The sequence below is a fragment of the Geobacter sp. PheSNFMC genome (assembly GCF_059620965.1).
The window spans coordinates 15279-28124 of record NZ_JCAMRN010000043.1 but is presented as its reverse complement, the minus strand read 5'-3'; the positions used below and the strand labels follow the sequence as shown (position 1 = coordinate 28124).

Genomic DNA, 12846 nt, shown 5'->3' with positions numbered 1-12846 from the left:
CCGGCATTGCCGGCCGCGACTGGGTGAGGGAAAACGAGTCGGACGTGGTGGAAGTCTGCGAGATGGTCTACTCCAAGGTCTCCCGCCGGCCCGCCCGCTGGGTCCTGGTGGTTACCAGGGACTCCGCCGTGCAGAAGCCGGAGGACCTCCACGGGGCCACCATCTCCACCGAACTGGTGGGCTTCACCAAGCGGTACTTTGCCGAGCGCAACATCCCGGTAACCGTTGAGTTTTCCTGGGGCGCCACCGAGGCGAAGGTGGTGGACGGCCTCTGCGACGCCATCGTGGAAGTGACCGAGACGGGGTCCACCATCAAGGCCAACGGCCTGCGGATCGTCTGCGACCTGATGGAGTCGGTGCCGGTTCTGATCGCCAACAAGGCCGCCTGGGCCGATCCGTGGAAGCGCGAGAAGATCGAGACCATCGCCACTCTCCTCAAATCGGCCCTGGCCGCCGAGGGGATGGTGGGCCTCAAGATGAACGCCCCCAATGACCGGCTGGAGGCAATCACCCGTGTGCTGCCGAGCCTCAAGAACCCCACCGTGTCCCACCTCTTCAACTCGGACTGGGTCTCCATCGAGAGTATCCTTCCGGAAAAGGAGGTCCGGCGCATCGTTCCCGAGCTGATCAAGCTCGGCGCCGAGGGGATCGTTGAGTATCCGCTGAACAAGATCATCTAGCAGTCGCCGGGTACGCTTCGGGGAAGGGAGGAACAGACACAGAAAAGGGCCTGCACCGATGAGTGCAGGCCCTTTATTTTACTGGCGTCCCCGAGACGATTCGAACGTCCGGCCCCTTCCTTAGGAGGGAAGTGCTCTATCCAGCTGAGCTACGGGGACAAAAGAAAATTTTTTATAGCCTATCCGGGGCGCATTTTCAAGCCCTTTCACCAGTGATACTAGAAGGTGAGGAGCGAGTAGACCTTTCCTTCGGGCAGCCTCTTTCTCCCCCCGAGGAATTCGAGCTCGGCCAGGAAGCAGCACTCGACGATCTCGCCACCCAGGGCCTCGACCATCTCGACCACCGTCGCCATGGTGCCGCCAGTGGCGAGGATGTCGTCGGCGATAATCACCCGCTCCCCTTTGGTAATGGCATCAGTATGGATCTCCAGGGTGTCTGAGCCGTATTCGAGCTGATAGGTCTTGCTGAAGGTTTCCGAGGGAAGTTTGCCCGGCTTGCGCACCAGGGCTACGCCGGCTCCGAGCTTGTAGGCCAGGGCGGCGCCGATGACGAAGCCGCGGGCTTCCACCACGACCACCTTGCTGATCTTCTTCCCCACATAGCGATGCGCGATCAGGTCAACCATGCGCTGGAACGACGGGGCGTCCGCCAGCAACGTGGTAATGTCCTTGAAGATGATCCCCTTTTTGGGGAAATCGGGAACGTCGCGGATTATGTCTTTCAGCTCATTCATGCTTCTTCTTCCCCTTCCGTGATGGCATCAAATCGGCTCAATCAATGGCATTGCCATCGCTTTCTTCAATATATTTCCTCAATTTTTCCAGAGACTTGGCCTCAATCTGCCGGATACGCTCACGGGTGACACCAAAGCTGCGACCGATGGTGTCAAGGGTCTGGGGCTCCTTGTCTTCCAGACCAAAGCGGAGTGTAAGGATCGTCTGCTCATTCTCGGACAGGGACGCAAACCACTTGGACACGATCTCATATTTGTTGAGATCCTCGAGCAGCACGGCCGGCGAGACAGTGGACGTATCCTCAATGGTGTCGATGAGGAAATAATCGCTGTTTTCTCCCATGGGGCGCTCAATGGAGTAGGTCTTTTTGAGGAGGACCATCAGCCGCCGGACGTAGGCGGAATTCACCTTCATCTCGGTGGCGACTTCCTTCACGCTCGGCTCGCGGTTGAACCTCTGCACCAGTTCCCGCGTGATCTTCAGCATCTTGTTGATGTCGTCGGAGACATGGACCGGCAACCTGATCGTCCGCGACTGGTTCACCAGGGCACGCTCGATGGACTGGCGAATCCACCAGGTGGCGTAGGTGGAGAAACGACATTCCTTCGAGAGCTTGAAGCGCTCTACCGCCTTGATGAGCCCCATGTTTCCCTCCTCGATAAGATCGAGAAAGGGAAGCCCCCGATTGATGTAACGCTTGGCAATTTTGACCACGAGCCGCAGGTTCGACTCGATCATCTTGTCCCGGGCAGCCTTGTCGCCCTTGGCGATACGGCCGGCAAGCTCCTTTTCCTCATCGGCGGTCAGCAGCCGCGTCCGCTGAATCTCGCGCAGATAGAGCTTGATAGCATCGTCGAAGTGTTCCTGTTCGATGTTCTTGCCGGCTTCCGCAGGCTCCTCTGGCTCATCCTCTTCCTCTGACGCCCCCAGCTCGAAGGCTGTCGGTTCGGGCTCGATAAAGTCCCCGCCGGGCTCATCCGGTGAGTCCAGTTCTTTCTCATCCAGTTCGTTCATGTCGCTCATGGGGATCTCCGTTGCAAAGCGCCCGAAGGGCGCTCAGTCATCGCTGCTCCAGCCGAACTTGCCCACCAGTTTGACGAACCTGCATCCCGTAACATTCTCCTGCACGACCGAACCATCCTCCTGCTTGACGACCCTGACGAGCACCTGCTCGAACTGGGTCCCCACCGGGATGACGAGTCTCCCCCCCGGCTTGAGCTGGTCTATGTACTTTTGCGGGATATCCGGTGCTCCGGCGGTCACAATGATGGCGTCAAAGGGAGCTTCCTCCTCCCAGCCGACCGTGCCGTCAGATATCTTGATATTGACATTGAGGAGGCCCAGGCTGTCGAGGGCCTTGCGCGCCCGCAACGCCAGCGGGCGAATGCGCTCCACCGTGTAGACCCGGTCGGCCATGACTGCCAGGATAGCGGCCTGGTATCCTGAGCCGGTACCGATTTCCAAGACCTTTTCCCTCCCCTTCAACTCCAGGAGTTCAGTCATCAGGGCAACCATGTAAGGCTGGGAAATGGTCTGCTTTTCACCGATGGGGAGCGGCGTGTCACTGTAGGCCTGGGCGGCCATGGCCTCTTCTACGAAGACGTGGCGGGGCACCTTAAGCATCGCCTCGATCACCCGCCGGTCCGAGACGCCTCGCGCGATGATCTGGGATTCGATCATCCTCTTGCGTGCAATTTCAAAATTCATGACATGCCCCTGTTGGTGGAAACGCGACTATAGCAGAGCTCCCGACGGCTGTCCAGCCTCCGGACGGCATGCCGAGAGGTCCCATGACTGTAACACCGAGAGCGATGCGTAGTTGGTCAAATCCAAGTGAAGCGGGGTGACCGATATCCTGCCGCGCTTGACGGCATGAAAGTCGGTTCCCTCGATGTCGCGAAAGACCGGTTCGTTGCCGCCGATCCAGTAGTAGTTCCTGCCTCGCGGATCAACCTTGGCCACGATATCGCCACCGTAATCGCGCTTTCCCTGCGAGGTGATAACCGGTCCACCGAGCTCTTCGGCGGGGAGGTCGGGGACATTGACATTCAGGAACGTGTCCCGGGGGAGGCCCCGTTCGAGTACTTCCCTTGCCAACCGCGCCGCAAAGGCGGCAGCCGGACGGTAGTTGCTCCCATGTCCGTTGGCTGCAAGAGAAACGGCAATGGCGGGAATTCCCATGAGGGTTGCTTCAAGAGCAGCAGAGACGGTCCCGGAGTACGTGATGTCGTCGCCCAGGTTCCCGCCGCGATTGACGCCGGACACCACGATATCGGGCGATCCGGCCAGAAGAGCATGAATCCCGAGATTTACGCAGTCGGTTGGTGTCCCGTCAACGGCAAAGATACCAGCCATGATCTCCGTCACCCTGAGGGGGTGGTGAAGTGTGAGGGCATGGCCGACCGCGCTTCGCTCACGGTCAGGCGCAACTACGGTGACTGTGCCCACAAGCCTGAGCGCCTCCGCCAGAGCCACGATGCCGGGGGCGTGAACACCATCATCATTGGTAACGAGAATTCTCATGGCCACCCCCTTGCCCTCCGTTCGCATGCCGGAGACGGGCCTCCGCTACCGGCGGATGATACGCAAAAGGGGGTTACGAAATATATCTCGTAACCCCCTGTGAAATGGTCGGGGCGACTGGATTCGAACCAGCGACCACCAGACCCCCAGTCTGGTGCGCTACCAGGCTGCGCTACGCCCCGAATACGTGCTATTGCAATTGTTTTTTCAGCAATTCCAACTCACATTTGACCGAATGGAGGATCTCTTCAAGAGCTTGATCCTGCCTGGGAGGTGGGCCTGCCTGCCCATGCCCCTTACTTGTAGCCAAACGCTTTCTTGCACCGTCTATGGTCAGCTTTTCACCATAGAGCAGCCGTTTTATTTCCAGCAGAAGCTCAATATCAGTCCGCGTGTAGAGCCTCTGGCCGGTTCTGCTCTTGGGCGGCCGCAACTCCTTGAACTCGGCCTCCCAGAAACGGAGAACCGACGGCTTGAGTGAGGTTATCCGGGATACTTCGCCGATGCGGTAGTACTGTTTGTCCGGCGTCTCCTCCGCCACCATGCCTCCGGCGAAGCGTTCTAGGTGTTGATCGAGGACTTGAGAACCTGACTCGGCTTGAAGGTAAGGATCTTACGGGCCGAAATGATGATCTCGTCACCGGTTTGCGGATTGCGGCCGCGACGATCGGCCTTGTCCTTGACCACGAAATTGCCGAAGCCGGCGATCTTGATCTTTTCCCCACGCTCAAGGGTTTCCTTGATCAGACCGAACACGCGTTCGACCAGCTCAGCGGACTCTTTCTTGGAGAAACCAATCTTCTCGTATATTTGCTCGACAATATCGGCCTTCGTCATATACTCCCTCAAATTTATTACATAATCTGACCGTTAGCCGGCCAACTGAAGCTCTGGTTTTATATCACAGCGATTCGGCAGAATCAACCAGTTTTTAACGAATCGTCACTTTGAGCTTCGTGATGAGGCTGTCAATGACCTTCTGGTGCAGCGGTGAAACCTCGTCGTCGCTCAGGGTTTTCTCTGTGGAGCGATAGCGCACCCGCACCGCGATGCTCTTTTTTCCTTCGGGAACATGGGCACCTTTGTAGAGGTCAAACACGGCTGCGCTTTCGATCTCGCGGATACGCAGCCCGCTGATGCACCGGACAATATCCGCAGCAGGCGTCTCATCGGCCACAAGCATGGCAATGTCCCTGAACGTGTCCGGGAAGCGCGACGGCGGGACAACGGCCGCGGCGCCGCGCGCTGCGGACAGGAGCCGCTCGAAATCAAGCTCGAAGTAGAATACCGGCTGGTCGATCCCGAAATTGTCCTGCACATCGGGATGGAGTTCGCCGAGGGAGCCCAGCATCGAATCGCCGCACCTGACCGTGCACGATTTGCCGGGATGGTAAAAGACATCGGCATCGCCGGACGAATAGGTCGCGCCACTGACCGAGAATGCGTCGAGAACCGTCTCTACAACGCCCTTTACATCATAGAAATCAAGGGGGTGCTTCTCCTGGTTCCACCCTTCAGGGTAGCGCCTGCCGGTCATGAGCCCGGCAAGGACCAGCGGCTCATTGGGAAGCTGCTCACCTTCAACCCGCAAATATACGCGCCGCAATTCAAAGAGGCGCAGGTCGAGACTGCGGTAGTTCAGGTTGCGGGAAGCCGCCTCCAGAAGCCCGGGGAGCAGCGTTGTCCGCATGACCGCCTGCTCGTCCACAAGGGGATTCCTGAGCGCCACCACGCTGCGCCGGCCATCCTCGGGGCCGAGCATCATGCGGTCAAGGGCGCCGGGCGCCATGAAGCTGAAGGTTATGACCTCATTGAACCCCTGCCCCACCATCAGGTCGCGGCCCCGCCTCTCCATGCGCTGGTGCTGAGAGGGTCGGTCGGAAAAGACGCGGGCCCGAGGCATGGTCGTTTCAATCCGGCCGTAGCCGTTCAAACGCGCTACCTCCTCCACCAGGTCGATCTCGCGCTCCAGGTCCACCCTGAATGTTGGGACCGTCACATCGATTATGCCGGGCTCAACCGTGACAGTGGTAAATTCCAGATGATGAAACAGCGCCTTCATTTCATCGGCGGAGAGCTCGACCCCGAGAAGGGCATTGCAGCGATCCACCCTGAACCGGATCGTCCGCTGGGAAACAGGCGCGGGATAGACATCGATAATCCCCGCGGCAACAGTCCCCCCGGCCAATTCGGCCAGGAGCGCGGCAGCCCGGTCAAGGGCCCTGGTCACAATAGCCACATCCGCCCCCCGCTCGAAGCGATGGGACGACTCGGTGTGGATCCCCAGGCGCTTGGCGGTACGGCGGATGGCGGATGGATTGAAGTAAGCGCTCTCCAGCAGGATATTCGTCGTGGTATCGCGGATTTCCGAATTCTCTCCCCCCATGATACCGGCAAGGGCAACGCTCCTCGCTCCGTCACGGATAGTGAGATCGCCGGCGGTGAGGGCACGCTGCTGTCCGTCAAGGGTGGTGAACACCTCACCGTCCATTGCCCGACGGACAACGATCGTGCCGCTCTCCAGCAGGTCGGCATCAAAGGCGTGCAAAGGATGCCCGTACTCCATCAGGACGTAGTTGGTCACGTCGACCACGTTGTTGATGGAACGCATTCCGACCGCCTCCAGGCGCCGGACGAGCCATGCCGGCGAGGGGCCGATGGAGCATCCGCTGATAGAGCGGGCCGTGTAGCGCGGGCAGAGTTCGGGGTCCTCCACGATGACCGTTGCCTTCTGCGTTACGGGTTCGCCGGACTCGACAACCGCGTGTCCCGGATAGGTAATCCGCTTCCCGAGCTTTGCCGCAATCTCCCGCGCCACCCCGACAATACTGAGACAATCGGCGCGGTTTGGGGTGAGCCCGATCTCGAAAATGATGTCCTTGAGGCCCAGGGCATCGAACAGGGGGACTCCGAGCGGCAGGTCGGGGGGAAGGATCATGATCCCTTCCGATTCAGCAGAAAGCCCCAGTTCACGCTCTGAGCAGAGCATGCCGCACGACTCCTCGCCGCGTATCTTGGATCGCTTGATCTTGAAGTCACCCGGCAGCACGGCCCCGATCTGGGCCAGGGCGACCTTGTCGCCGGCAGTGAAGTTCTGGGCCCCGCAGACGATATCCAGGATCTCCCGGCCGTTATTGACCTTGCAGAGGGAAAGCTTGTCCGCATTGGGATGCTTCCGGCGCTCCTCCACCACGGCAACCACCACCTGGTCGAGGCCGCCCCCGACCTCGCGCACCCCCTCCACTTCGAGACCGAGCATGGTAAGCAGGTCACCAAGCTCCTGAGTAGAGAGATCACATTCGACAAATTCCTTGAGCCAGTTGTACGTAACGATCATATATCTCACTCTGTCCGAGACGCAGTAGTTAAAGTTTCACCAGAGAAATACAAACAAAAACACCTGAATCATCTAAATTGTTGCAGGAACCGCACATCATTATCAAAGAACAGGCGCAGGTCTCCGATGCCATACTTGAGCATGGCGACCCGCTCGATCCCCATGCCGAACGCAAACCCGGAGATCGACTCGGGGTCATAGCCCACATGGCGGTAGACCTCTGGATCGATCATGCCGGCCCCCAGTATTTCGAGCCAGCCGCTCTGCTTGCAGACCCGGCACCCCTGCCCTTTGCACATGACGCAGGCGATGTCCACTTCGGCACTCGGCTCGGTGAAGGGGAAGAACGAGGGGCGGAGCCGGACTCCTGTCCCGGCGCCGAAGAACTGGTTCACGAAGATGGTCAGTATCCCTTTCAGGTCGCCGAAGGTAACCCCCTTGTCAACCATGAACCCTTCGATCTGATGGAACATGGGTGAGTGGGTAGCGTCGGAGTCGCACCGGTAGACCGTGCCCGGCGAGATGATCCTGACCGGGGGTGCGTGCTTGAGCATGGTCCGGACCTGAACCGGAGAGGTGTGGGTGCGCAACAGGATGTCCTCGTCCACGAAAAAGGTATCCTGCATGTCCCGGGCCGGGTGGTCCTTGGGAAAGTTGAGTGCCTCGAAGTTGTAGAAGTCCAGTTCCACCTCGGGGCCTTCGGCCACCTGAAAGCCGAGTCCGGCAAATATATCCGAAATCTCCTCGATGACGAGCGAGATGGGATGTCTGGTTCCCAGCAACGGCGTGCGGCCGGGGAGCGTCACATCAAGGCGTTCCCGCTCCAGGCGCTCCTTTTTGGCCACGGCCCTGACCCGTTGCAGGGTTTCATCCAGCGTGGTCTCGAGCCGGTCCTTGACCGTGTTGACCATTTGGCCCATGTGGGGACGCTCCTCGGGAGAGAGCGAACCGAGCCCCTTCATGGCAGCCGTCAGTTCCCCCTTTTTCCCCAGGTACCTGACGCGCAACTCCTGCAGGGCGTCCTCGGAAGTTGCACCGGCAATCTCTGCAAGGGCCGATTGCATCAGTTGATCAAGCGTTTCTTTCATGTCCGGTATCCCTTTACAAAAAAAGAAATGGAACGCAGAGCATCCCATTTCTTTTTGTATTCCTCAGGATTTCACTAAAACTGGGCTTTGGCGAGGGTCGCGATTTCCGAGAACCCCTTGGGGTCCGACACGGCCAGATCAGCCAAGACCTTGCGGTCAATCTCGACCCGGGCCTGTCTGAGGCCATGGATGAGCTTGCTGTACGAAAGTCCGTTGAGCCGGGAAGCTGCATTGATCCGCGTGATCCAGAGGGCCCGGAAGTCGCGCTTTTTGACCTTGCGGTCCCGGAACGCGTAATTGAGCGCCCGGTCGACGGCCTCCGTTGCGCTCCTGAACAATTTGCTCCGTGCGCCCCTGAACCCCTTGGCAAGCTTAAGTACTTTGTTTCTTCTGCGTCTCGCTTTGAAACCTCTTTTTACCCGTGCCATCTACTACTCCTTCTTTTTCTGTGATATTTTTCCGGATCCGCAAGGGGAGACAGTTCCTCACGGTTCACGGCGTCATGACGGAGCAGGCTCCGCTACATGTAAGGGATGAGCTTGGCGATGTTCTTGTGGTCCACTGCCGCCACAACGGCGCTGGAACGAAGCTGGCGCTTGCGCTTCCTGGTCTTGGAGGTGAGGATGTGGCTCGTAAAGGCGTGGCTCCGCTTGATCTTGCCGGTGCCAGTCTTCTTGAAGCGCTTGGCTGCGCCGCGATTGGTCTTGATCTTGGGCATTGCTCTATTCTCCTTTGCTGCGTTCTCGGTAGAATCTCTATTTTTTGACTTTGGGCGCAACGATCATGAACATGCTGCGCCCTTCCATCTTCGGCTTGAATTCGACAACTGCGATATCTTCCAATTCGGCGGCAACACGGTCGAGGGCCCGGGAACCGAATTCCAGGTGGGTTATTTCGCGCCCGCGGAACACAAGGGTTACCTTCGCCTTGTTTCCTTCCTCGATAAAGCGCCGCACATGCTTGATCTTGGTCATCAGGTCATGCTCATCGGTCTTGGGCCGGAGCTTTACTTCCTTGACCTGCACGTGGGACTGTTTTTTCCGTGCTTCCTGAAGCTTTTTGCTCTGCTGGTACTTGAACTTGCCGTAATCCATGATCCGGCAAACCGGCGGCACCGCAGTGGGTGAAACCTCCACCAGGTCGAGTTGCCGCGCTTCGGCCAGCGCAAGGGCCTCCTGAAGAGACATGATCCCCAACTGTTCGCTCTCTGCGCCGACAACGCGCACCTCGCGCGCCCGTATGGCCTGATTGATATTTACCGTAGGCTTCGCTATGGCGCCACCTCCTAATTAAAGCGTTTCACTTCGTCATTGACAAACGCAACAAACTCCTCCGGCTTCATGGCCGCGAGGTTTGACCCGTCGCGGAACCGGGGAGTTACCGTACCTGATTCGACTTCCTTGTCACCGATGACGAGCATATAGGGAATTTTCTGTAACTGGGCTTCGCGGATCTTGAACCCCAGCTTTTCGTTGCGAAAATCCTTCTGAACCCTCACCCCGTTCGTCCGAAGCGACTCGAACACCTGCGCCGCATAGGGCTGCTGGTTGTCGGTAACGGTAAGCACAATGGCCTGAACCGGCGAGAGCCACACGGGGAAATTGCCGGCGAAGTGCTCAATGAGGACACCGATAAACCGCTCGATGGACCCGAGAATGACCCGATGGACCATGACGGGGCGCTTGCGCTCGCCATCCGCATCCACATAGGTCAGATCAAACCGTTCGGGGAGCGTAAAATCGCACTGGATTGTAGCACACTGCCACTTCCTGTCAAGGGAATCGCGCAGCTTGATATCGATCTTGGGCCCGTAGAACGCGCCGTCCCCCTCGTTGATCTCATAGGGCCGGCCCGAGTCCTTGAGGGCACCCAGCAAGGCCCCGGTGGCGCGCTCCCAGTCCTCGTCCGAGCCGATGGACTTCTCGGGCCTGGTGGAGAGCTCCATCTCGTAGTCGAACCCGAATATGCCCATGACGTCGTTCACAAAGGAGATGACCCCCTTGATCTCGGCATCCAGTTGTTCGGGAGTACAGAGGATATGGGCATCGTCCTGGGTGAAGCAGCGTACCCGCAAAAGGCCGTGCAGCACGCCGGCGCGCTCGTGGCGATGCACCGTGCCGAGCTCGAAGAAACGGAGCGGCAGATCCCGGTAGCTGCGCAGCTGGGACTTGTAAATCATCATATGGGAAAGACAGTTCATGGGCTTGATGCCGAACCCCTGCCCTTCCACCTCGGTGAAATACATGTTCTCGCGGTAATTGTCGTAGTGGCCGGAACGCTGCCAGAGTTCGGTCTTCAGGATCTGTGGGCCGACCACGATGTCATAGCCGCGCTTGAAGTGCTCCCTGCGCTCGAAGTCTTCCAGCAGGGTACGGAGCATGGCGCCCTTCGGATGCCAGATGACGAAACCGGCCCCCACCTCGTCGGAGAAGGAAAAGAGATCGAGTTCCCGGCCCAGCTTGCGATGGTCGCGGCGCTTGGCCTCCTCGATCTTCTCAAGATAGGCGTCGAGTTCCTTCTTGTCGGCAAAGGCGGTCCCGTAGACCCGCTGAAGCATCTTGTTCTTCTCATCCCCGCGCCAGTAAGCGCCGGCCAGCGACGTCAGCTTGAAGGCGCGGCAAAAGGATGTCGAAGGCAGATGGGGTCCACGGCACAGATCAACGAAATCGCCCTGACGATAGAGCGAAACGTTCTCCTCGGGGAGCGCCTCAATGATCTCGACCTTGTATTCTTCACCCATGTCACGGAAAAGCTTCACCGCCTCGTCACGGGAAAGCACCTGGCGCTCGACGGAAATGTCGGCCTTGGCAAGCTCTCGCATCCGCTCCTCGATACGGGCAAGATCCTCGGGACTGAATGGGGGTTCAACGTCGAAATCGTAGTAGAAGCCCGTTTCAACGGATGGGCCGATGGTAACCTTGGCGGTCGGGAAAAGCTGTTTGACGGCCTGAGCCATGAGGTGGGAGGTGGAGTGCCTGATGATGTCCAGGCCATCCGCCGACTTATCGGTAATGATCTCGACCCTGGCGCCATCAGTCAGGGGAGCGGTAACATCGACCTGAACTCCGTCGATCTTTCCGGCTATGGCAGACTTGGCAAGCCCGGCTCCGATGGAGGCGGCAAGATCGCGCACCGTCGCGCCCTCGGCAAGAATTCTTTCCGAACCATCCGGCAGCGTTACCCTGATGTCTCCCATCACTGGCCCCTTAACAGAAAGAGGCATCGAACCTTCGATGCCCCTTCCACAGCGTTCGCCGCGAGCATTTTTTGAATGGTAGGCGCGGGCGGTCTCGAACCGCCGACCTCTACCGTGTCAAGGTAGCGCTCTCCCCCTGAGCTACGCGCCTCCAACCAAAACGAGCTTCATCATTTACCACTCAGCTCAAACGGTGTCAAGGCTTTATTTAGGATGAGATATTATTTTTTCAAGCACAGCAAGAACAGCACCTTTAACCTCATCCACAGTGATATCCGCCATGCAGCGCGCATTTTCAGGACATTTCGGCGTGTATCCGAAGGTGGTACAGGGGGAGCAGGGCAACCCCTTGTTGATCACCGAATGGTAACCGTTGCGAGGTGCCCACTTCTTCGCCCGGCCGGGACCGAAGAGGGAGACTGTGGGTATGCCGAGACCGACGGCAATGTGAAGGATGCCCGAATCGCCGCTGACGAGAAGTGCCGACCGACCGATCACCGCTGCGGTAGCGGCGAGCCCCGTCCTTCCGCACAGAGAAAGACCGCCGGCCGCCTCAACAGCACGGCCGTCGGCACGCTCCGACTCACCTCCAACCACAACGACATCGATGCCTCGCTGCACCAGCAGCGCAGCAAGACTCGCGAAGCGTTCCGCCCCCCAACGCCGCTCCGCAATACTTGCCCCGGGAAACAGTGCGACGAATCGCCGCCCTTTCAGTCCCCCGAGCAGTTGTTCGACTGATTCGGTATCCCGCGCCGGGACAGCCAGAAACGGCCCCCCACCCTCCCCTGCCCCGCTGATGCCGAGCGGTGTTAACAGACACATGAAGCTGTCGGCCTCGTAGTCATCCTGCTCGTAGGGTATGGGATGGGTGAAGAGACGACGGCGCTCATTGGTCGCAAAGCCGATTTTGATCCCCGCGCGAACAATTCGGGCCACTACCGCCGAAAGCCGGTGCCACTGCTCCGTATCGATGACAACATCGTAGCGTGAACGCAGCACGGAAAAAAACTCAGCGGGAACATCGTAGCGGCTAACCGAACGGAGGCCGGGGCAGAGAGCAAAAGCGCCGGCATTACGCCGTTCGGCCAGGATATCAATGGAGACACCGGGGTAGCTCCTTTGCAGTGCGTGCAGCGCGGGAGCAAGGAGGGCAGCGTCGCCGATGCCACCGGGGCGGATGACGAGGATGGATTTGGGGAGGTGTGGCTGCAGAGCAAACGATGGCGGGGGAATGATGGCTGCTGCAGTGCGTCCCACCACACTATCTATCAGTTTGAGCAACCG

General features: G+C 58.9%; 14 protein-coding genes and 3 tRNA genes. 1 reads left to right on the top strand and 16 read right to left on the bottom strand.

Annotation, left to right across the window (positions count from 1 at the left end; translation table 11 throughout):
- The coding region (hisG, locus tag AC6CDK_RS11140; RefSeq protein ID WP_496639831.1) for an ATP phosphoribosyltransferase at positions 1-680 on the top strand (680 nt) is incomplete at its 5' end.
- 82 nt (positions 681-762) lie between these two features.
- On the opposite strand, the gene AC6CDK_RS11135 is transcribed toward hisG, so the two are convergent.
- The 16 genes from AC6CDK_RS11135 to AC6CDK_RS11060 form a co-directional block, all read right to left on the bottom strand.
- Positions 763-839 (bottom strand) — tRNA-Arg (locus AC6CDK_RS11135).
- Positions 840-898: 59 nt separating this feature from the next.
- Entirely contained in the window at positions 899-1414 is a 516-nt protein-coding gene (locus AC6CDK_RS11130; RefSeq protein ID WP_039645105.1) for an adenine phosphoribosyltransferase, read from the bottom strand.
- 37 nt (positions 1415-1451) lie between these two features.
- Entirely contained in the window at positions 1452-2438 is a 987-nt protein-coding gene (locus tag AC6CDK_RS11125; protein ID WP_039645107.1) for a sigma-70 family RNA polymerase sigma factor, read from the bottom strand.
- A gap of 33 nt (positions 2439-2471) precedes the next feature.
- Complete coding sequence (locus tag AC6CDK_RS11120) at positions 2472-3122, bottom strand: protein-L-isoaspartate(D-aspartate) O-methyltransferase (protein ID WP_039645109.1); 651 nt, start codon at positions 3120-3122, stop codon at positions 2472-2474.
- A gap of 27 nt (positions 3123-3149) precedes the next feature.
- Positions 3150-3938, bottom strand: coding sequence for a 5'/3'-nucleotidase SurE (surE, locus tag AC6CDK_RS11115; RefSeq protein ID WP_039648253.1), 789 nt, complete (start codon positions 3936-3938; stop codon positions 3150-3152).
- A gap of 105 nt (positions 3939-4043) precedes the next feature.
- Positions 4044-4120 (bottom strand) — tRNA-Pro (locus AC6CDK_RS11110).
- Positions 4121-4128: 8 nt separating this feature from the next.
- Positions 4129-4482 carry a MerR family transcriptional regulator gene (locus AC6CDK_RS11105; protein WP_039645111.1) on the bottom strand — a complete coding sequence of 118 codons (354 nt, stop codon included), beginning with the start codon at positions 4480-4482 and terminating at the stop codon, positions 4129-4131.
- Between the two features lie 17 nt (positions 4483-4499).
- A complete protein-coding gene (locus AC6CDK_RS11100; RefSeq protein ID WP_010942168.1) occupies positions 4500-4775 on the bottom strand; it encodes an integration host factor subunit alpha in 276 nt (91 codons plus the stop codon).
- Positions 4776-4869: 94 nt separating this feature from the next.
- Entirely contained in the window at positions 4870-7275 is a 2406-nt protein-coding gene (gene pheT / locus AC6CDK_RS11095; RefSeq protein ID WP_192905141.1) for a phenylalanine--tRNA ligase subunit beta, read from the bottom strand.
- A 68-nt stretch (positions 7276-7343) separates the two neighbouring features.
- The gene (gene pheS / locus AC6CDK_RS11090) at positions 7344-8363 is read right to left on the bottom strand and encodes a phenylalanine--tRNA ligase subunit alpha (RefSeq protein WP_192905142.1); all 1020 of its coding nucleotides are present in this window, start codon (positions 8361-8363) and stop codon (positions 7344-7346) included.
- Positions 8364-8437: 74 nt separating this feature from the next.
- Complete coding sequence (gene rplT / locus AC6CDK_RS11085; RefSeq protein ID WP_066357503.1) at positions 8438-8791, bottom strand: 50S ribosomal protein L20; 354 nt, start codon at positions 8789-8791, stop codon at positions 8438-8440.
- Positions 8792-8883: 92 nt separating this feature from the next.
- Entirely contained in the window at positions 8884-9081 is a 198-nt protein-coding gene (rpmI, locus tag AC6CDK_RS11080; RefSeq protein ID WP_010942164.1) for a 50S ribosomal protein L35, read from the bottom strand.
- A gap of 37 nt (positions 9082-9118) precedes the next feature.
- Entirely contained in the window at positions 9119-9637 is a 519-nt protein-coding gene (gene infC / locus AC6CDK_RS11075) for a translation initiation factor IF-3 (RefSeq protein WP_039645119.1), read from the bottom strand.
- 11 nt (positions 9638-9648) lie between these two features.
- A complete protein-coding gene (gene thrS, locus AC6CDK_RS11070) occupies positions 9649-11559 on the bottom strand; it encodes a threonine--tRNA ligase (RefSeq protein WP_192905143.1) in 1911 nt (636 codons plus the stop codon).
- 76 nt (positions 11560-11635) lie between these two features.
- A tRNA-Val gene (locus AC6CDK_RS11065) sits at positions 11636-11710 on the bottom strand.
- A gap of 53 nt (positions 11711-11763) precedes the next feature.
- Entirely contained in the window at positions 11764-12843 is a 1080-nt protein-coding gene (locus AC6CDK_RS11060) for a glycosyltransferase family 9 protein (RefSeq protein WP_226048236.1), read from the bottom strand.
- Positions 12844-12846 lie beyond the last annotated feature (3 nt).

Excerpts from the sequence above, each read along its gene's own strand:
- thrS (WP_192905143.1), bottom strand. The coding sequence starts at position 11,559 with ATGGGAGACATCAGGGTAACGCTGCCGGATGGTTCGGAAAGAATTCTT.
- AC6CDK_RS11105 (WP_039645111.1), bottom strand. The coding sequence starts at position 4,482 with ATGGTGGCGGAGGAGACGCCGGACAAACAGTACTACCGCATCGGCGAA.
- rpmI (WP_010942164.1), bottom strand. The coding sequence starts at position 9,081 with ATGCCCAAGATCAAGACCAATCGCGGCGCAGCCAAGCGCTTCAAGAAG.
- pheT (WP_192905141.1), bottom strand. The coding sequence starts at position 7,275 with ATGATCGTTACGTACAACTGGCTCAAGGAATTTGTCGAATGTGATCTC.
- AC6CDK_RS11120 (WP_039645109.1), bottom strand. The coding sequence starts at position 3,122 with ATGAATTTTGAAATTGCACGCAAGAGGATGATCGAATCCCAGATCATC.
- surE (WP_039648253.1), bottom strand. The coding sequence starts at position 3,938 with ATGAGAATTCTCGTTACCAATGATGATGGTGTTCACGCCCCCGGCATC.
- AC6CDK_RS11100 (WP_010942168.1), bottom strand. The coding sequence starts at position 4,775 with ATGACGAAGGCCGATATTGTCGAGCAAATATACGAGAAGATTGGTTTC.
- AC6CDK_RS11125 (WP_039645107.1), bottom strand. The coding sequence starts at position 2,438 with ATGAGCGACATGAACGAACTGGATGAGAAAGAACTGGACTCACCGGAT.
- rplT (WP_066357503.1), bottom strand. The coding sequence starts at position 8,791 with ATGGCACGGGTAAAAAGAGGTTTCAAAGCGAGACGCAGAAGAAACAAA.
- AC6CDK_RS11130 (WP_039645105.1), bottom strand. The coding sequence starts at position 1,414 with ATGAATGAGCTGAAAGACATAATCCGCGACGTTCCCGATTTCCCCAAA.
- pheS (WP_192905142.1), bottom strand. The coding sequence starts at position 8,363 with ATGAAAGAAACGCTTGATCAACTGATGCAATCGGCCCTTGCAGAGATT.